The organism is Rahnella sp. CG8 (assembly GCF_023701875.1).
GTDB lineage: Bacteria > Pseudomonadota > Gammaproteobacteria > Enterobacterales > Enterobacteriaceae > Rahnella > Rahnella aceris.
In genome coordinates, this window is record NZ_JABAED010000033.1 from 1 (window position 1) to 19843 (window position 19843).

A 19843-nucleotide genomic window follows, 5' to 3' on the forward strand; every position below is an offset into this window, starting at 1 on the left:
AAGGGTCCATGATGAGCATGAACCCTTTTTACACGAGCCACCGGATCGGTCAACTGATCCTTAAACGATCGGCATTAGGCATTTAGCCCGCTTTCATCAATGTGTTCTGCCTGTTTTAGTTGCCGTTTTCCCGCCTGTCAGGGGCGGGCTTTTTCATTGTTCAATCAGATGAAAGAGAAAGCATCACCAAACAGACGGTCTTCCTGCGCACCGCGCTCGGCGACAAAACGTTCACGGGCGATTTTAGCCATCTCAAAACGACCGGCGATATAAATGTCGTACTCAGCCAGTGAAGAGAAATCCTGTAAAACCGCGCTCAGAACAGTGCCACTTCTGCCCTGCCAGCCCTCTTCCGGCTGTTCAACCACCGGGATCACTTTCAGGTTCGGATGATTGATGCTCATCGCTTCCAGTTCACCGAGATCGTACAAATGCTTCAGCTCACGGCCCCCCCAGTAAATCGAGATATCACGATGCGGTTGCTGCTCGAGTGCTGTGATCAGAATGGAACGCACGTAAGAGAAGCCCGTTCCGCCCGCAATCAATACCAGCGGACGCTCGCCATCTTCGCGCAACCAGGCATCGCCGTGCGGAATATCAACGGTGATTGCCTGTTCTTTCAAAATGCGATCCATCACGGCCATCGCGTACAAATTCAGTTCAGACGCGCCGATGTGCAGCTCAATCACATTGTGTTGAGCCGGCGTCGAGGCCAGCGAGAACGGGCGCTTGTCACGCTCATCCATTACCACCATAAGATACTGACCCGCGCGGAACGAGAAAGGCGCTTCCGGAACCAAGCGGACGCGATACACCGTATCCGTTATCGCCTCAACCGAGGTCACTTTACAGCTCAATGTTGTCATGCGTTCCCTCTGTGGGTCATCAAAGCAAAGCGTAGGACAAAGATTCGATTATTTTTTCGCATCGTCTTTATCATTAAGAATAGCGAGTTCATCCCAAATAGCATCGATACGCGCGGTGACTTCCGGATCTTTCACAATCGGACGTCCCCATTCACGCTGCGTTTCACCCGGCCATTTGTTGGTCGCATCCATCCCCATTTTTGAGCCAAGCCCCGAAACCGGAGAGGCAAAATCGAGATAATCAATCGGGGTATTTTCCACCAGAACCGTATCCCGCGCGGGATCCATCCGGGTGGTGATCGCCCAAATAACGTCGTTCCAGTCGCGGGCATTCACATCGTCGTCGCACACAATCACAAACTTGGTGTACATAAACTGACGCAGGAATGACCAGACCCCCATCATCACGCGTTTAGCATGACCGGCGTATTGCTTCTTCATGGTAACGACAGCCAGACGGTAGGAGCAACCCTCAGGCGGCAGATAGAAATCAACAATTTCCGGAAACTGTTTTTTCAGGATTGGCACAAACACTTCATTCAACGCCACACCCAGAACCGCAGGTTCATCCGGCGGACGGCCGGTGTAGGTCGAATGATAGATGGCATCTTTTCGCTGCGTCATGTGCGTAATGGTAAACACCGGGAAGCTATCCACTTCATTATAGTAGCCGGTGTGGTCGCCATAAGGGCCTTCCGGTGCCATTTCACCCGGCTCGATATACCCTTCAAGCACAATCTCGGCGCTGGCAGGCACTTCCAGATCGTTGGAAATACATTTCACCACTTCCGTTTTGTTACCACGCAACAACCCGGCAAAGGCATATTCAGACAGCGTATCGGGCACCGGCGTCACAGCGCCAAGAATCGTTGCCGGATCGGCACCCAGCGCCACGGAAACCGGAAAACGCTGGCCCGGATTCTGCTGGCACCATTCCTGGAAATCGAGCGCGCCGCCCCGATGGGACAACCAGCGCATGATCACTTTATTTTTACCCAACACCTGCTGACGATAAATGCCCAGATTTTGACGCGGCTTGTTCGGGCCACGAGTCACAGTCAGGCCCCAGGTGATGAGCGGCGCGGCATCTTCCGGCCAGCACTGCATCACCGGAATTTTGGTGATATCGACCGCATCACCTTCCCAAATCTGCTGCTGACAAGGTGCCGAATGCAGCATTTTGGTCGGCATGTTCAGCACTTGTTTAAACTTCGGCGCTTTGTCGTATAAATCACGAAAACCGCGTGGCGGCTCAGGTTCTTTCAGAAACGCCAGTAATTCACCGACTTCCCGCAACGCACTGACATCTTCTTTGCCCATGCCCATCGCCACACGCTGAGGTGTGCCGAATAAATTGCACAAAACCGGCATGTCGTAGCCTTTAGGATTTTCGAACAAAAGCGCCGGACCACCTGCACGCAGGGTACGATCGGCAATTTCGGTCATTTCCAGATAAGGGTCAACTGACTGGCTAATGCGTTTCAGTTGGCCTCTCTTTTCGAGTAACGAGAGGAAGTCACGTAAATCACGGTATTTCATGCTGATTCTGAGTCGCCAGGTTGAAGGAGAGCATTATAGAGCCTCTCCAGAGTTGTTGCTGCTTTTTTGTTATCAGCAAGTTTGTTATCAGTAAATTTCTTATTGGTAAGTAAAGTCTGATAACGAAAAAGCAGTATAACCGTCAGGCCGGGTATTGTTGGTCTGACGGTGCGGAAGTTATATCGCGACGACAATCACACGCAGTTAAAAGACACCAGAGGCTGGAGCGCCTGAGTATCCTGATATTCCTGTGTGTCTTGCCCGTGGCGGAAAACCTTAAACCCCTGATTTTTAGCACTGAAGTAACTCAGATCATTGCCGGACACCTGCAACAGGCTGCCTTCACGCAACGCAATCACTGATTCAGACGGGTTAACCGCGCAGAATTCCGCAATGCGCTCATCACGGGTTTCGCCCATATGACCGCTTAAATGGGCATCGATGTAATGCGGATTGATTTGCACCGGGAACAGGCCGAGAGCAGGCAGAACCACAGAGTTGCGAACAGGCATATCATTGGTGGTGCGGATGCTTGGTGTGGCGACATTACAACCCGCACTCCAGCCAACATAAGGCACATTGCGCTCACGCACTGCCCGCTGAATCGGTACGATCAGGCTATGTTCATGCAGCATCTGATTAAGCATCCAGGTATTCCCGCCGCTGATCAAAATGCATTGTGCGCCGGCAATAGCTTCAGCAGGATTTTCTGCATGATGAATGCTACTGACGCGAATGCCCAACGTATCAGAAAGTTCCAAGGCGCGGGCATCGTAATCACTGCGGATCAGGGCGTAGGGGACCAGCACGGCAGAGGTGATATTGTGTGCCTCAAACATAGTCTGGATGCGCGTTTTAGCGTAACCCAGTAACTCAGATTCACCTGAAAGCTTGCCGTTACTCAGTAAAAACAGCTCCATGAGATTTCTCCTGATAAAATAGGATTAATAGAGGGGATAAGAACGCGCTTTTCTCCGATAATAAAAGATAACGGGCCGACAATCAGCAAACGTCTGCATAGACTTGCACTGTCTGTATCTCATGAGCGGCTTTTGGTATGCTGCCCCGCTCAACGCTTTTATGTGGGAAACTATGGAATCCTGGTATTTACTCTATTGCAAACGTGGTCAGCTTCTTCGCGCAAAAGAACATCTTGAACGCCAGAACGTTAACTGCCTGACGCCGATGATCACACTGGAAAAACTGGTGCGCGGACGCCGCACTGCGGTCAGCGAGCCACTGTTTCCAAATTACATGTTCATCGAGTTCGACCCTGAGCGGATCCATACCACGACGATCAACGCAACGCGTGGCGTCAGCCACTTCATCCGCTTTGGTGCGAAACTGGCCACCGTCCAGCCAGATGTCATCAAACAGTTGATGGAGCCACCAACAATTGAAATTCGTGATCCTGATACGCCATATGAAGGCGATCAGGTGGTGATTACCGACGGGATTTTTGCCGGTATCGAAGCGATTTATACTGAACCGGACGGCGAAGCACGTTCACTGCTGATGCTTAACCTCATCAACCAGCCGGTTCGTCAGAGCATCGAAAATACGCACTTCCAAAAAATCTGACCGGCATCTCCGCCCAGTACAAATGATAAAGGCACCGTTAAAGGTGCCTTTATCATTGGGTTCAGCGGCGCGCGGACAATGCAAAAAGTTTACGTGCATTGTCATCCGTGATATCTGCCAGCCACTGAGGATCTTCCCCGCGCCACAGCGCGACCTGTTTAACAATATGCGGCAGGAAAGCCGGTTCATTGCGGCGGTTTTTCGGCTTGTTTTCCATATCACGCGGCAGTAAATACGGTGCATCGGTTTCAAGCATTAACCTGTCCGCAGGGATCAGCGGCAGCATGTCACGTAATTCCAGCCCGCGACGCTCATCGCACACCCAACCGGTAATACCAATCGACAGTCCGAGAGATAAATACAACTCAAGCTCCTGACGGGTGCCGGTGAAACAATGAACCACGCCGCCCGGCAAATCGGACAGCCAGGGTTTCAGCAACGCGGCGAAGCGCTCACCAGCATCGCGACAATGCAGAAACACCGGCAACTGTAATTCTTTCGCCAGCGCCAGCTGTGCCGTGAAAGCAGCTTCCTGTCGATCTGCCGGAGAAAAGTTGCGATTGAAATCCAGCCCGCACTCACCGATAGCCACAACATTGGGTAACACTGCAAGCTCACGGATACCGGCTTCAACCTGCGCATCCCAGTGACTTGCCTGATGCGGATGCACGCCCGCCGTCGACCAGCAAAAATCAGGATGCTCATCCGCCATTTTCTGCGCTTCGACACTTTCCTGCGCTGACGTTCCGGTGATCAACATGCCGCTCAGACCGGCAGTTCTGGCTCTTTCCACTACCTGCAGCCGATCTTTATCAAACTGACTGCTGGTGAGATTTATACCGATTTCAAACATGGGGAGTCCTGAAACAGAAACCGCCCAACAGGGCGGTTTCTATGTATAACGAAAGAAACTTTAAGCAGGCTGATCCGGATCGGTCTCGTTGTCGACGTCCGACCGGCGACGGCCTCCGACATAGAAACGGGCAAAGAACACGCCGATTTCAAACAACAGGTACATTGGAATGGCCAGCAATGTTTGCGAGAACACATCCGGCGGTGTTAACAACATCCCGACCACAAAAGCCCCGACCAGCACATACGGACGTTTCTTTTTCAAGTCTTCGGGTGTCGTTACACCACTCCAGCAAAGCAACACAATCGCGATAGGCACTTCGAAGGAGACGCCAAACGCCATAAACAACGCCATCACGAAATCGAGATAGTTGTTAATGTCGGTGGCTATCTGCACGCCAGCCGGTGCAGTTTTCGCAAAGAAAGCAAACGCCAGCGGAAACACGACGAAATAAGCAAACGCCACACCGAGATAAAATAACGCGGAGCTTGAAAACAGCAGCGGCATCATGAGACGGCGTTCGTGTTTGTAGAGCGCCGGAGCCACAAATGCCCAGACCTGATACAAAATGAACGGTGCAGAGACAAACACCGAGACAATCATGGTCAGTTTGATAGGCGTAAAGAACGGCGACGCGACGTCAGTCGCAATCATGCTCGCGCCCAGCGGCATTTGTTTGATCAGCGGTGAAGCCACCAACTGATAGATGTCATTTGCGAAATAAACCAGCGCTAAAAACACCACAATAATGCAGATAATGGCATTTAACAGGCGCTTACGCAGCTCAATCAGATGACTGATAAGGGGTTGTGTATCTTCAACTGCCATGTTTAACGCTCGCCTGTCGTTTGAGTTGATGAAGCCGGTTTAGCCGGTGCTGCGGGTTCAGCCACAGGGGCTTCAGCAGCAGTTTTCACAACCGGTGAAACGTCAACAGAAGCGTCAGCCGCGTGTTCCGCCGAGGCCGTCAGCTTTTCAGCCGCAACATGCGCCGTTTTATTTGAGGCCAGAGCGGCATCAACAGCACTTTGCGGTGCCGTTGCCGGTGCAGAAACCACATTGTCGGCAGCAGCAGGAGAGACACCCGCATCATGGTGCGCTTCAGCTTCATCCAGAACAGGGTTGTGGATGGTGTTGCCTTCCGCTTTGGCTTCTTCCACAGCTTTCTCTGCAGGATTCAATCCTGAATTGATCGACTGCTTCATAGATTCTGCGGCTTCTTTCAACTCGTCCATAGACGCTTTGATTTCTGGCGTGAGATTCTTCAGACCGGCTTCTTCCGCTTTCTTCAGGCTATCCTGCAATTCCTGGAGTTTCAGTTCCTGCGACAATTCGCTTTGAACTGAAGCAGCCATGGCACGAAGCGTACGGATCCAGCCTGCTACTGTTCTGACTGCTACAGGTAAACGCTCGGGCCCGAGGACAACCAGGCCAATCACCAATACCAGCAGCAGTTCACTAAATCCAATATCGAACACGGCTTATACCTGCTCTTTGTTTTGGCTCTTGGTGTCTTCTGCTTTCGCTTCTGGCTTGCTTTCAACAGACTTTGCTACGAAATCAGCATCAGTGGGAGAAACGTCAGCGTCTTTAGTTTTTGACTGGCTGTCGTCGTCACTCATGGCTTTTTTGAAGCCTTTGATGGAAGCACCCAGATCAGAACCCAGACCACGCAGTTTCTTCGTACCGAACAGCAGTACCACAAGAACAACGAGGATCAGGATTTTTGTAATACTAATACCACCCATTATTTTCACCTCAAACAGGAAGGAACGACATTTATTGCCGTCCGCAAACGGCATTCGATTTAAAACAATTTGCTCAGCTGGCGCGCTTCCATCCGATTAACCAGGAAACAACACCGGCTGCCATCAGGCAGGCGGGGTAAACCTTAACGCCACCCAACAGTAAGAGGGTTCCGCTCAGTAACAGCGTCGCACCCATTCCCAACAAATAACGAGACTGCCCCTGACGGGAACTCTGGTTATGGATCTGGGAGGAAAGCTTCTCAATGTTGTATTGCAACAGCTTGTGCTGATGCAGGCTCTGATAAACCAAATCTGGCAGTTCAGGCATTTTCTCAATCCAGAACGGCGCACGCTCTTTCAGTGCGCGGATCATCGCCGGCAGACCCACCTGATCACGAACCCAGCTTTCGAGGAAAGGTTTCGCCGTTGTCCACAAATCCAGTTGAGGATAAAGCTGACGCCCGAGGCCTTCTACATACAACAGTGTCTTTTGCAGCAACACCAACTGAGGCTGGACTTCCATATTAAAACGGCGAGCCGTATTAAACAGATTTAACAATACGTTACCGAAGGAAATATCCGCCAGCGGTTTCTCAAAAATCGGTTCACACACTGTCCGAATTGCAAATTCGAATTCTTCAACGTTGGTATCTCGCGGGACCCAGCCGGAATCGACATGCAATTCAGCTACTTTGCGGTAATCACGGTTAAAGAACGCGATGAAATTCTCCGCCAGATAGCGCTTGTCTTCCTTATTGAGCGAACCAACTATGCCGCAATCAATGCCTATGTAGCAAGGATCTTCAGGCGTTTCGTAGCTCACAAAAATATTGCCCGGATGCATATCCGCATGGAAGAAACTGTCGCGAAAAACCTGAGTGAAGAAGACCTGTACACCGCGCTCCGCCAGCAATTTCATATTGGTGCCCTGTTTTTTCAGCGCCTCAATATCAGAAACAGGGATCCCGTAAATACGTTCCATCACCATCAATTGTTCGCTGCAATAGTCCGGGTACACTTCCGGCACATACAGCATCGGGCTACCTTCAAAGTTACGGCGAAGCTGAATGGCATTCGCGGCTTCACGTAACAGATTCAGTTCATCGAGCAGCGTTTTCTCATACTCACGTACCACTTCACGCGGACGCAAACGGCGACCATCCGGTAACAAAATCGGTAGCCAGCCAGCAAGACGCGACATCAAACGGATATCAGCAACAATGGTCGGTAAAATATCCGGACGGATAACTTTGAGCACCACCGGTTTGCCGTTTTCTTTCAGGATCGCCGTGTGCACCTGAGCAATCGACGCAGACGCCAGCGGCGTCTGATCGAACTCATCAAACCAGGTTTCCAGCGGGCCACCCAGCGCGGCATCAATTTGCTGACGGGCTTTCGCACCATCAAACGGCGGAACATGGTCCTGAAGCAAAGCCAGCTGATCGGCTATGTGCGGGGGGAAAAGATCGCGGCGTGTAGACATCATCTGACCGAACTTGATCCAAACCGGCCCAAGCTGTTCCAGTGCCAGGCGCATGCGCTCACCTAACGGCTTTTCTTTATGACGATTTGGTAACCAGAAAAAAAGATAACGACCAATTCTCAGTGGTAACGTTAAGCGGATTTTAGGGATCAGTTCGTCAAGGCCGTAGATCAGAAACATGCGGATAATCAGATATAAACGTCGCATTTCCCTAGGCGTCACGGTTTGTCCTCCAGTTTTTTGATACGTTTATCCAGCGCATCCAGCTCACACACCAGTGCGGAAACCTCATCACTAAACCAGACAACTTCCAGCGGACCGGGTGCCATTTTCCACTCTTCAGTCAGCGTTTGCGCCACATAGCTCTGCTGGTGTTTCAACCCTTTTTGCAAAAAGCTGAAAACGCCCTGCACGGTCTGACTCAGCCCCTGTGCCGCAATGTCACCGATATAGGGTGCCAGAAATTCCGCAGGCTCAATTTCCGCCATATCCAGCAATGCAGAGAACTGCTGAACCAGGGCGATATCGCCATCAACTACCAGCTCGCCACTGCGCATCATGGGCGACAACTGCTGGCGATCACGTAACTTATGCAGCACTGACAGTTTCGAGGTGACGGTGCAATCTGCCGCGCCGTCCCATTGCCCGAGCACATCAATTTTCTGTTCACTGAACACAAACGTCAGTGGTGTACTCAGTTCCTGCAATTCAACACGCAGAACTTTACCGGCCAGACGTGTCCGCGCCGCCTTCATGCTGCGATCTCTGAAAAGCAGGTAATTAAGCGGCGTCTCGATAGCGGCAGTCAGTAACGGCGTTAACAACATCGGCATACTCATATCAGAATTTGAAACCCCGATGTAACGCCACAATGCCGCCAGTCAGGTTGTGATAAGTCACATTTTCAAAACCTGCGTCCGCCATCATTCCTTTCAGTGTTTCCTGATCCGGATGCATACGGATTGATTCAGCCAGATACCGGTAGCTTTCGGCATCGTGTGCAACCAGCTCGCCAATACGCGGTAAAATATGGAAGGAATAGGTGTCGTAAGCTTTGCTCAGCGGCTTCAGCACCGGTTTGGAGAATTCCAGTACCAGCAGACGCCCGCCCGGCTTGAGTACGCGGAACATGGAACGCAGCGCCTTCTCTTTTTCAGTCACGTTACGCAGACCGAAAGAGATGGTGATACAGTCAAAATAGTTATCCGGGAACGGCAGAGCCTCGGCATTCGCCTGAACGTAGCTGACGTTGCCGACGATGCCAAGATTGCGCAGCTTTTCGCGGCCCATCTTCAGCATGGAATCATTGATATCCGCCAGCACGACTTCGCCTTTCTCACCCACCAGACGGGAAAATTTTGCGGTCAGATCGCCCGTACCACCGGCCAGATCCAGCACACGTTGTCCCTGACGGACACCGCTGCAATCAATAGTGAAGCGTTTCCAGATGCGATGAATACCGAAAGACATCAGATCATTCATCAAATCATATTTTGCCGCAACGGAATGGAAGACTTCTGCCACCATTTCCTGTTTTTCATCTTTGGCTACTGTACGAAAACCAAAATGGGTGGTTTCCGGCGTCTGCTTTTCCATTATTTATGCCTGCTTTTTCAGTCGAACTCTTGGGGAGAAGTGTATCAGAACCCGTTCGAAAGCCCCATCACCGATGGTGATTCAACATATTGCAAAAATTCATGCATTGAATCACAAATACAGTGCAGGCCCTCTGACCCGCTATGTCTGCTGGTGGGGAGTTAACTCACCCGGGTTCAGCGTCTGTTCTTCTTCCGCATCAGAGGTATCGGGCAGAGATGCGGTGTCTTCAGGTTCATTTTCCGCTTTCGCTATTTCAGCCAGAGACGGACTGATAGGCCGTTTAACTTCAACACCCAGCGCGCGGAAACTTTCCACCTGTCCGATAAGATTACCACGGCCTTGCGAGAGTTTATTCATCGCGGATCGATAACTTCCCTGCGCTTTGTCGAGACTTTGTCCCATCGACTCCATGTCATCCACAAACAGCCGCAGTTTGTCGTAAAGACGTGCCGCGCGGTCGGCGATACGTTTGGCGTTCTGACTCTGATGCTCATAGCGCCACAAGTTACTGATCGTTCGCAGCGCCACCAGCAGGGTCGTCGGGCTGACCAGCATAATATTGTGCCGGAGCGCTTCGCTAATCAATTCTGGCTCACGGTCGATAGCCAGCAGAAAAGCGGGCTCAACAGGGATAAACATCAGCACATAATCGAGGCTGCGCAGACCGGGAAGTTGCTGGTAATCTTTGCGCCCGAGCAGGCGGATATGTCCGCGAACCGAGGCAATATGTTCATTGAGCGCCGCTTCCCGCTCGCTGTCATCCTCGCTGTTGAAATAGCGCTCATACGCGACCAGGGTCATTTTGGCATCAATCACTACGTCTTTATTCTGCGGTAACCTGACGACCACATCGGGCTGCATCCGGCTGTTGCTGTCAACCTGCACGCTGACCTGAGTCTGGTACTCATGCCCTTCACGTAAACCGGAAGCCTCGAGCACGCGGCTCAGCACCACTTCCCCCCAGTTGCCCTGCGTTTTGTTGTCACCTTTCAGTGCCTTGGTCAGGTTGACGGCTTCACGGGCCATCTCCACATTCAGTTGCTGCAGATTGCGGATCTCATGCGCCAGCGTATGGCGTTCACGGGCTTCCTGCCCAAAGCTGTCCTGCACCTGACGACGGAAACCATCCAGTTGCTCGCGCAACGGCAACAGTAACTTGTCGAGACTTTGCTTGTTCTGTTCGTCGGCACGGCGGCCATTTTGTTCGAAAATCCGGTTAGCCAGATTTTCAAACTGGCTGCTCAGGCGCTGTTCGCTGTTAATCAGCAGACGCTGCTTTTCTTCAGCCGCCATGCGGGTTTCATCCAGACGGGTTGAAACCTCACGCAACTCTGCTTCCTGCGCGCTGTTGATTTCCCGCTGCGCACGCAGTTCCTGATTCAGTTGCTCACACTCGTTTTGCCAGTGGGCAAGCAGTTGTAATTTTTCCTGACTGGCCGCCTGCAGGCTATGCAGTTTTCGCAGCTCAAGTTCAGCCTCACGCAGTTGCTGCTGCCCTGATTGCCGCTCGCTTTTGTGCGTATCATTTTCCGCTTTAGCCTGTTCCAGCGATTGTTCCAGCAAACGGCGCTGCGTTTCATACTCCGTCTGCTGTTGCTGTTGGCGCAGGCTGGCGATAAGCCAACCTACGAGTAAGCCCACTAACCCCGCCCCCAGGGCTGTCAGGATGCTGATATCCACGCGATTTCCCTCTTAAAGTCTCTTGCGGCCAAGGTAATGTCAGGCTGTATGGATGTCCAGTCTATTTTCTGTTGCATTGAGCCTTTGCGAGACGTCTTCCAAAAAGGAATTTCTCTGTATTTGCCCCCTTGCGATAGCCAGCCACAGAGAGCAGCATTCAAAACCAGCGGCTCAGCCACTGAATGCCGAAAGCACCTGGCGCCAGGATGCCGAAAGCCCAGATGAGTGCAGACGTCACATTCGCAATCTGGAAATATTTTTGCGGCATACCGCAGATACCGGCAACCAGTGGCACAACGGCACGAAGCGGGCCAAAGAAGCGGCCAATGAAAGCCCCGGGCATGCCCCATTTTTCAAAGAAAGCATGTCCACGAACCAGCATTTGCGGATGGCGGGAGAAAGGCCAGAAATTGCCAACCCGATCCTGATAACGGGCACCAATCCAGTAAGAAAGCCAGTCTCCCAAGAAAGCGCCTGCGGCGGCGGCGGCCCAGATGGGCCAGAACGGAATACCGGTTTCGCCGATCAGCGCGCCGAGTCCCAGCAAGATAAACGTTGCCGGGAGCAGCAGGGAAAGGAATGCCAGAGACTCACCAAAAGCCAGAAAGAAAACGATCGGTGCAGCCCACACCTGATGGGCGCGGATGAAGGTAGTGGTGTACTCAAGAAGGTCGTGAACAGTCAAAAATGCAGTTCCTTTTGTCAGAGATCCGGGAGGAGGTTCATCAATTATTCCAGATGGATTACTAACATGACCTTAACAGATCTGCTTAGCAGGGCAAAAAAACGGGCCGCCAGAGGCAGCCCATTGATGTGATGATGTGATGTGGTTGTTTTAGTTTTATAGGGACTAAATAAGCCTGCGGGCTGCTTCTACAACAATCTTCACCGCATGACTTTCAGTCTTTTTCATGGTTTCCGCATTAGGGATTTCCTGCTGCGTGCGGTTCACGATAACACCCGCCACCATCCCCGCGCGCAGACCCTGGCTTGCACACATGGTCAGCAGAGTCGCGGATTCCATTTCGTAGTTCATGACGCCCATTTCCTGCCACTCTTTCATCGATTCTTTGAAGCGACGGACAACACGGCCAGAGTAAGTGTCATAACGTTCCTGACCCGGATAGAAGGTGTCAGAAGAGGCGGTAACGCCAATGTGCGTCGCGGCACCCACGGCTTCTGCCGCCGCAACCAGCGCGGTGGTGCAGGCAAAATCGGCTACTGCAGGGAATTCCATCGGCGCAAAGTGCAGGCTCGCGCCATCAAGGCGAACGGCAGCGGTCGTGACCAGAACGTCACCGACATTGATGTGTGGCTGGATAGCGCCAGTTGTGCCGACTCGCAGGAAAGTCCGGATCCCCAGTTGCGCCAGTTCTTCAACCGCAATAGAGGTCGAAGGGCCACCAATACCGGTTGAGCAAACAATCACAGATTTGCCATCAAGCTCAGCACGCCATGAGGTAAATTCGCGGTGGGAAGCCAGACGAACCGGGTTCTCCATCAATTTGGCAATTTTTTCCACGCGCTCAGGGTCGCCGGGAACAATCGCCAGCGTCGCGCCGTTTAAATCTTTTTTGGCCAGGCCAAGATGGAAAACTTCAGGCTGAGACATAACAAACTCCTCTGTGTGTAAGGTCATTTATTGGCAGGAGGAACACCCGGCAACTGTACTGAACATTGTGACGTTATTTCGTGACGGTCGTCACTATGATGTAACAACAGGAATTTCACATACATTTATTTTGTGATTCAAGTCACAAAATAAGGAGGGGTGAGGGAATTTTAAACAGGCAATCTCCGCTGCCGGGGATTGCCTGTTTATCAGTTACAGTTAATCAGGCAGGAACGGCATCTGCCGCCGCACTGCGCGACCAGATCCGGTGTTTGAGCATGTCTTTCAGAAACGCCTTCAGCAACGCTCCTTCTGCTTTTTCACCTTCCACAACGCCCTCTTTCGGCACATCATCCGTCAGCCCCAGCAGCGATTTGAAGCGGCGTGCATCGCCACTTAGCCCCACCACTTTCAGGTGTTTGTAGGCTTCGAGCACATAATGCCGTGCATCGCCATTCATCAGCAGTGCGTCGATATGCCCATGCGGAACAATCACTGCATCAACGGTGATGGAAGGCGATCCGGCAAACGTAGCATCAACCGGCAACGTAGAACCATCATCGGCAGTCACACTCCCTAAGTGACTGGCCAGCAGCTTAGGGTGAACGCCAGCGGCCTGAAGTGCCTGTAAGGTTTCCAGAACATCCGCCGCATTCACACCTTCACCCAGCAATATCGCCACCTGCCGCCCTTTGATCGTGCCTTTACCGCTGGCATACAAACTCAGCGACGGATCATTTTTCAGCCCATTCACGGGCTTCGGCGGCTTGATCTTCAGGGTGTCAGCGGAAAGGGTAATACCCAGATTTTTCGCCACTTTCTGCGCCAGCGTCTGATCAACATGCGCTAACAGATCCACGACCCGCTCGCGGATATACGGCCGCGCCACCTTCGATAATTCAAATGAGAAAGCGCCGATAATATGATCCTGCTCCGCTGTTGTCTGGCTCAGCCAGAACAGGCGCGGATGGGCATAATATTCGGCAAATGACGGACTGCGCTGACGGATTTTTTCTGCATCAACCCGTTCAGGATAACTTTCAAAGCCACCGCCGGACGCTGCCGGAGGTGTTTCCCTCGGCCAGTTATTGTTGATGGAATTCGGCTCGTAGTTCGCCGGATTCGTATCAATGTCCTGACGGTGCATGCCGTCACGCTGGAAGTTATGGAAAGGGCACGTCGGCCGGTTAATCGGAATTTCATGGAAATTAGGCCCGCCCAGACGACTGATTTGCGTGTCGGTGTAAGAGAACAGTCGCCCCTGCAACAGCGGATCATTGGTGAAATCTATGCCCGGCACAATGTGCCCCGGGTGGAACGCGGCTTGCTCGGTTTCAGCAAAGAAATTATCGGGGTTACGGTTGAGCACCATTTTGCCGATCAGTTCTACCGGCACCAGTTTTTCAGGGATGAGTTTGGTCGGGTCGAGCAGGTCGAAATCAAATTTGAATTCATCTTCTTCAGGGATCAACTGCACACCCAGTTCGTATTCCGGATAATCTCCGGCTTCGATGGCTTCCCACAAATCACGGCGGTGGAAATCGGCATCTTTCCCGGCCAGTTTCTGCGCTTCATCCCATAACAGAGAGGCTTTTCCGGCCAGCGGTTTCCAGTGGAAACGCACAAAAGTGGCTTTGCCTTTTGCATTCACGAAACGGAAAGTATGGATGCCAAAACCTTCCATCGTGCGGTAACTGCGCGGAATGCCCCGGTCAGACATCGCCCAGAACACGTTATGCAGGGTTTCCGGTTGCAGGGACACGTAATCCCAGAAGGAATCGTGCGCACTCGCTCCCTGCGGGATTTCGTTATGCGGTTCGGGTTTTACCGCATGCACAAAATCAGGGAATTTATGGGCATCCTGAATAAAGAACACCGGTGTATTGTTACCGACCAGGTCGTAAATGCCTTCATCGGTATAAAACTTGGTCGCCCAGCCGCGGATATCACGCACGGTATCTGCCGAACCACGGGAACCCTGAACGGTAGAGAAACGCACAAATACCGGCGTTTTCTTTTCAGGATCAGACAGGAAGCTGGCTTTGGTCACCGCCTTCATACTGCGATAGGGCTGGAAATAACCGTGCGCCGCAGCGCCCCGCGCATGAACGATACGTTCGGGAATGCGCTCATGGTCGAAGTGAGTAATTTTTTCACGGAGAATGAAATCTTCAAGCAGTGTCGGGCCACGATTTCCGGCTTTCAGCGAGTTCTGATCATCAGAGATTTTGGTGCCCTGATTGGTGGTCAGCGGCTGTTTTTCACCATTTTTGCGGTGGCGTTCTAATGCATCGAGTTTAGCATTGGTATTTTCCGGACTCTTCGCACTGCCGGACGCTGTCGGTTCTTTTCCTGGCGGTGTCGGTTGTGGCGAAGGCTGATAAATACGATCGCCGGGCGCAAGATCCCCCAGGCCTGGCTGTGAAGATTCAATGCCCGTGGCGGGGGCGCGGCTTACCGATTTTGACTCGCTTTTCTTGGTCACTTTAGAGGGTGATTTTGACATTGAACATAGCTCCTCGACAAAGGTTTCGGGTGTTCTGTAGACGTTCTGTAAATCTTCCATGATGACTTTCCTGATTAACTTTTAACTATAGAACATCTCTTGCGCCTTGCTGTTCATGCTTTCCGGCTATAGTTTTAATCCATAGCCACAGATTTTCGTATGGACACTTGCCTGGAGACCCCAATGAAAAAAGAAGAATTGCTTACCCTGAAACAGGCTCCGACCAGCTTTGCCCCTGCCGTCACTCCCGTCGCCAGCACCACTATCCATACCGATACTGACGGGCTGCACGCAGGCCAGACCACCATACCCTCGCAGGGCGAAGATATGCCCGCCTACCTCGCCCGTCCGGAACAGTTCACCGGTAAATTGCCGATCGTGCTGGTGGTGCAGGAAATTTTTGGTGTACACGAACACATTCAGGATATCTGCCGCCGTCTGGCGAAACAGGGTTATATGGCCATCGCGCCGGAGTTGTACTTCCGTCAGGGCGACCCGCGTGACTACACTGAAATCAGTGAGCTTTTTGCTAAACTGGTCAGTAAAGTGCCGGATCAGCAGGTGCTTGCAGATCTCGATCACACTGCACACTGGGCATCACAACATGGCGGGGACATTTCTAAATTAGGCATCACAGGTTTCTGCTGGGGCGGGCGCATTACCTGGCTGTACGCGGCGCACAATCCGCAGCTGAAAGCGGGCGTGGCGTGGTACGGCAAACTGGTCGGCGATAAAACGCTGACCAGCCCGTCAAATCCGGTTGACCGCGCCGCCGCGCTGGATGCACCGGTTCTGGGTTTATACGGCGCAGAAGATTCCAGCATTCCTCTGGATACCATTGAAACCATGCGTCAGGCCATTCGCGCAGCCAATGCTACGGCGGAAATCGTGGTATATCCGGAAGCGGGCCACGCGTTTAACGCCGATTATCGCCCGAGTTACCACGCTGAAGCCGCCGCCGACGGCTGGCAACGGATGCTGGATTTCTTTGCGCAGTATGGGGTTAAGTAATAAAAAGTATGGTGTGCAGTAAAAGGACACCGACCAGAATGACAAAAGCCCGACAGGTTTTTCCTGCCGGGCTTTTTACGGGAAGTTAACCCGTTACAGCGACAACTGCCCAAAGGCACCCTGCCAGTCTTGTTCAAATTTATCGACAGCCGCCTGTACCGCAGGCGCACTGATAAATTGCTCCGCTACGTCCACCGGGATAGTGACCGACTGACAACCTGCCAGCAGACAGGCCAGCACCTGACGCGGCGTTTTAAAACTGGCGGCCAGCACTTTGGCATGCGGCGCATGCAGGGACAGCAATTGCTGCAACTCCGTCACCATCGCAATGCCATCTCCCCCCTGGGCATCCAGCCGGTTAACATACGGCGCGACATATTCTGCTCCGGCCAGCGCCGACAGGAGTCCCTGCCCGGCACCATACACCGCGGTTCCCAGCGTTGGAATTTTGCGGGTACGTAAGATCTTAATCGCTGCCAGACCGGCGGCGGTGACCGGCACTTTGACCACCAGCCCCGGCACGCGGGAATGCAGCAGTTCAGCTTCTTCCACTATCTGTTCGGTCTGATTCGCCAGCACTTGTGCAAACAGTTTCCCTTCACCACCTAATGCATCACGAAGCGCGGGCAAAACCTCCCACACGGAAGTCTGCGATTTAGCCACAATGCTCGGATTGGTGGTCACACCCTGTAACGGTAAAATCCGCGATAAACGTTTTACTGCACTGATATCAGCCGTATCCAGATAAAGTTCCATATTCTCTCCTGTCAGAGTTCCAGTTCTTGTTTAAGCAGCGCTTCAATCTGTGCTGCGGTGGTGGAATGCATCAGCGCATCACGAAAACTGTCATGCATAATCCGTCGCGCCAGCTTTGAGAAAATCCGCATATGCTGATCGCCTGCAGCGTGTTTATTGAGAGTCAGCATGATGACAAACTGCGCTTCTTCATCGCCCCACCGCACCGGTTGCGGGAGTTTCGCGACGCTGATAGTCGATTGCTCAATGTGTTCTGATTTGGTGTGCGGTATCGCAAAGCCAAACCCGAGGCCGGTGGAAAATACGGCTTCGCGCGCCCAGACATCGGCGGCGAGTTTGCGCGGATAACGGCAACGCCCTGCCAGCATCAGGTTATCCACCATGCCTTTAATCACTTCTTCTTTACTGCGCCAGTCAGCATTAAGCGCCACACATTCCGCCGTAATCAACGGGGCATCGTTGACCGCCATCCTGAACTGCGCCAGCAGGTGTTCGACTTCCAGCGACGTGCGACACTGCATGGCGCGGTTCAGCAGCAGGCGACATTCGCGGCTGTCGAGTTTGGCCAGCCGTGCTTTGGTCACAGGAACCGACGGTGCACTCATGCTGATTTCATCAAGCCCCAGCCCGACCAGCAGCGGCAATACCGAGCCTTTCGCGCCAAGTTCACCGCATAAACCAATCCATTTACCGTGGCGATGCACTTCGCGCACAACGTGGTCGAGGCCGCGCAGGAAGGCCGGATTCAGGCTGTTGTAATGGCGTGTCACTTTCGCGTTATCACGGTCGACCGCCAGCAGATACTGCGTCAGGTCATTACTGCCGATGCTAAAGAAATCAATCTCTTCGCAACACTGATCGATGATGAACATCACCGACGGCACTTCCAGCATGATCCCAAGCTGAATTTTTTCATCAAACGGCACTTGCTCACTGCGCAACGACTGCCTGACTTCAGCCAGTTGATCTTTCACCCATAAGATCTCTTCCATAGAGGAGATCATCGGGATCATGATTTTCAGCGATCCGTGCGCCGAGGCGCGCAGGATCGCGCGCAACTGCGTATGGAATAACGGCAGGTATTCCTGATAAATACGCACGGCGCGATAACCGAGGAACGGGTTGTTTTCGGCAGGAATGTTCAGATAATGAACTGGTTTATCGCCACCGATATCCATGGTGCGGACAATGATGGTTTTGCCGTTGGCCGCATCCGTAGCCTGACAATAAATGTTGTACAACTCATCTTCGGAAGGAGCGCTGGCGCGATCCATATACAGCATTTCTGTACGGAACAGTCCGACAGCTTCTGCCCCATTGCCAAACGCCGCGCTGGCTTCGACCGAGTGGGCAATATTGGCCGCCACTTCAAGGCGCACACCGTCAGCGGTATACCCCGGTTTATTGAGATATTCACTTTGCTGTTCACGCAGCGCCTGATGCACCGCCTGTTCCTGACGATAATAACGGCGCACCGGTTCGCTGAGCGCACAGACAATCAGTCCGAGATCGCCGTCGATCTGCACATTCTGCTGCAAATAAGCCTGAAGTGGCTGTGGATCAACGCCAACGAGTGCAGGAATATTAAACGATCGGGCAAGGATCACAGTATGCGACGTACTGCCTCCGCTGCCGAGCAACAGACCCTTCAGATGTGTTTTATCCAGTTCGAGAAATTGACTTGGCGTCAGTTCATCTGCCAGACAAATACTGGCTTCGCTCAGTGCCTGCTGGGAAGGAAAACGCTCCTCGCCATAGATTTGCTGTAAAAGCTGGAAGCTGACATCACGAATATCCAGCTCGCGTTCACGTAAATAGGCGCTGGACGATTGTGCGAGCTGCAAGCTGAAATGCGCGGCGGTGTCGACAATGCTTTGCGCACAGCTCCGGCCTTGCGCCACGCGGCTCAGCAAGGCTTCCCGCAGGCTGTTATCACGCAGCAAAGAACGGTGCGCTTCCAGCACTGCCGTGATCGTCCCGTTGTCCGCCATCGGCTGTAATTCGAGTGATTTTTCAAGCTGTGCCAGTCCGGTGGAAAGCAGACTTTGTTCTTTATCTTTACCCTGAGATTCCGGTAAATCCCTGAGTGTCGCCAGATTCACATTCGACAGGCTGACCAGTTTCCCCAGCGCACAGCCTTCACTGACTGAACGGGCGCGGAAAACCAGCGGAGAAAGATGCATCAGGGATTCAGGAAGCGGCTCAAATTCAGCGTTTTCATCATGCTCAGGCAGGGCTTCATCGCAATGAGGCAGCTGATGTTTAATGAAATGTGCCAGCGCAGCATGCGCGGCATCTTCGTCATTCCCTTCGATGGTCACGTGACATTCATCGTTAAACAGAATATCGGCACCAATCAGTGAAAGGACACTTTTACCATCTGCAATGCGGTCAGTACGCCCATTGTGCCACTTAAATACAGACCCGAAACTGTTGCACAGCGTTTCAATATGGCTGGCCGGGCGGGCGTGAACACCATTTACCAACATGCAGGTGAAGCTCAACTTCTTGGCCATTTCTGAATCCTCATCCCAAATTCCGGTGTAATGCACCGGCTCCTTGCAGCATAAGAGTCAGGCGGATCCGATAGCTACCAGACAAAAATGACA

The 19843-nt window shown here is 52.5% G+C and carries 18 protein-coding genes; 2 read left to right on the forward strand and 16 right to left on the reverse strand.

The window, feature by feature from the left end; genetic code table 11:
* Positions 1–164: 164 nt before the first annotated feature.
* The 3 genes from fre to pepE form a co-directional block, all read right to left on the reverse strand.
* Complete coding sequence (gene fre, locus HGO41_RS22135; RefSeq protein WP_013577426.1) at positions 165–866, reverse strand: NAD(P)H-flavin reductase; 702 nt, start codon at positions 864–866, stop codon at positions 165–167.
* A 48-nt stretch (positions 867–914) separates the two neighbouring features.
* Positions 915–2405, reverse strand: coding sequence for a 4-hydroxy-3-polyprenylbenzoate decarboxylase (ubiD, locus tag HGO41_RS22140; RefSeq protein ID WP_112152560.1), 1491 nt, complete (start codon positions 2403–2405; stop codon positions 915–917).
* Positions 2406–2599: 194 nt separating this feature from the next.
* A complete protein-coding gene (pepE, locus tag HGO41_RS22145) occupies positions 2600–3325 on the reverse strand; it encodes a dipeptidase PepE (RefSeq protein WP_013577428.1) in 726 nt (241 codons plus the stop codon).
* Positions 3326–3497: 172 nt separating this feature from the next.
* Here pepE and rfaH point away from each other — a divergent pair, with 172 nt between their 5' ends.
* Positions 3498–3986: a transcription/translation regulatory transformer protein RfaH gene (rfaH, locus tag HGO41_RS22150; RefSeq protein WP_015690568.1), complete on the forward strand. Its 489-nt coding sequence runs from the start codon at positions 3498–3500 to the stop codon at positions 3984–3986.
* 61 nt (positions 3987–4047) lie between these two features.
* Here rfaH and tatD read toward each other — a convergent pair whose 3' ends face one another.
* The 11 genes from tatD to katE all read right to left on the reverse strand — a co-directional run bounded on the left by tatD (position 4048) and on the right by katE (position 15467).
* Complete coding sequence (tatD, locus tag HGO41_RS22155) at positions 4048–4839, reverse strand: 3'-5' ssDNA/RNA exonuclease TatD (RefSeq protein WP_166861428.1); 792 nt, start codon at positions 4837–4839, stop codon at positions 4048–4050.
* Positions 4840–4899: 60 nt separating this feature from the next.
* Positions 4900–5667: a Sec-independent protein translocase subunit TatC gene (tatC, locus tag HGO41_RS22160; RefSeq protein ID WP_013577431.1), complete on the reverse strand. Its 768-nt coding sequence runs from the start codon at positions 5665–5667 to the stop codon at positions 4900–4902.
* A gap of 2 nt (positions 5668–5669) precedes the next feature.
* Entirely contained in the window at positions 5670–6317 is a 648-nt protein-coding gene (gene tatB / locus HGO41_RS22165) for a Sec-independent protein translocase protein TatB (RefSeq protein WP_013577432.1), read from the reverse strand.
* Positions 6318–6320: 3 nt separating this feature from the next.
* Entirely contained in the window at positions 6321–6587 is a 267-nt protein-coding gene (tatE, locus tag HGO41_RS22170) for a twin-arginine translocase subunit TatE (RefSeq protein WP_013577433.1), read from the reverse strand.
* 73 nt (positions 6588–6660) lie between these two features.
* Positions 6661–8292 (reverse strand): ubiquinone biosynthesis regulatory protein kinase UbiB, encoded by a 1632-nt coding sequence (gene ubiB / locus HGO41_RS22175; protein WP_013577434.1) that lies wholly within the window; start codon positions 8290–8292, stop codon positions 6661–6663.
* Positions 8289–8897 carry a ubiquinone biosynthesis protein UbiJ gene (ubiJ, locus tag HGO41_RS22180; RefSeq protein WP_013577435.1) on the reverse strand — a complete coding sequence of 203 codons (609 nt, stop codon included), beginning with the start codon at positions 8895–8897 and terminating at the stop codon, positions 8289–8291. Before ubiJ ends, ubiB begins: the two co-directional genes overlap by 4 nt.
* A gap of 13 nt (positions 8898–8910) precedes the next feature.
* Complete coding sequence (ubiE, locus tag HGO41_RS22185) at positions 8911–9666, reverse strand: bifunctional demethylmenaquinone methyltransferase/2-methoxy-6-polyprenyl-1,4-benzoquinol methylase UbiE (RefSeq protein ID WP_013577436.1); 756 nt, start codon at positions 9664–9666, stop codon at positions 8911–8913.
* Between the two features lie 141 nt (positions 9667–9807).
* Positions 9808–11349 carry a DNA recombination protein RmuC gene (gene rmuC, locus HGO41_RS22190; RefSeq protein WP_013577437.1) on the reverse strand — a complete coding sequence of 514 codons (1542 nt, stop codon included), beginning with the start codon at positions 11347–11349 and terminating at the stop codon, positions 9808–9810.
* Between the two features lie 157 nt (positions 11350–11506).
* The gene (locus HGO41_RS22195) at positions 11507–12034 is read right to left on the reverse strand and encodes a DedA family protein (protein WP_013577438.1); all 528 of its coding nucleotides are present in this window, start codon (positions 12032–12034) and stop codon (positions 11507–11509) included.
* Positions 12035–12199: 165 nt separating this feature from the next.
* Positions 12200–12961, reverse strand: a complete 762-nt coding sequence (gene udp / locus HGO41_RS22200) for a uridine phosphorylase (RefSeq protein ID WP_013577439.1) — start codon at positions 12959–12961, stop codon at positions 12200–12202.
* Positions 12962–13184: 223 nt separating this feature from the next.
* A complete protein-coding gene (katE, locus tag HGO41_RS22205; protein ID WP_250981473.1) occupies positions 13185–15467 on the reverse strand; it encodes a catalase HPII in 2283 nt (760 codons plus the stop codon).
* A 183-nt stretch (positions 15468–15650) separates the two neighbouring features.
* On the opposite strand from katE, the gene HGO41_RS22210 reads away from it, so the two are divergent.
* Complete coding sequence (locus tag HGO41_RS22210) at positions 15651–16478, forward strand: dienelactone hydrolase family protein (RefSeq protein ID WP_013577441.1); 828 nt, start codon at positions 15651–15653, stop codon at positions 16476–16478.
* Positions 16479–16571: 93 nt separating this feature from the next.
* Here HGO41_RS22210 and fsa read toward each other — a convergent pair whose 3' ends face one another.
* Both fsa and ptsP read right to left on the reverse strand, forming a co-directional pair.
* The gene (gene fsa / locus HGO41_RS22215; protein ID WP_112197620.1) at positions 16572–17234 is read right to left on the reverse strand and encodes a fructose-6-phosphate aldolase; all 663 of its coding nucleotides are present in this window, start codon (positions 17232–17234) and stop codon (positions 16572–16574) included.
* Positions 17235–17245: 11 nt separating this feature from the next.
* On the reverse strand, positions 17246–19750 hold the full coding sequence (ptsP, locus tag HGO41_RS22220; RefSeq protein WP_250981474.1) for a phosphoenolpyruvate--protein phosphotransferase: 2505 nt from the start codon (positions 19748–19750) through the stop codon (positions 17246–17248).
* Between the last annotated feature and the right edge of the window lie 93 nt (positions 19751–19843).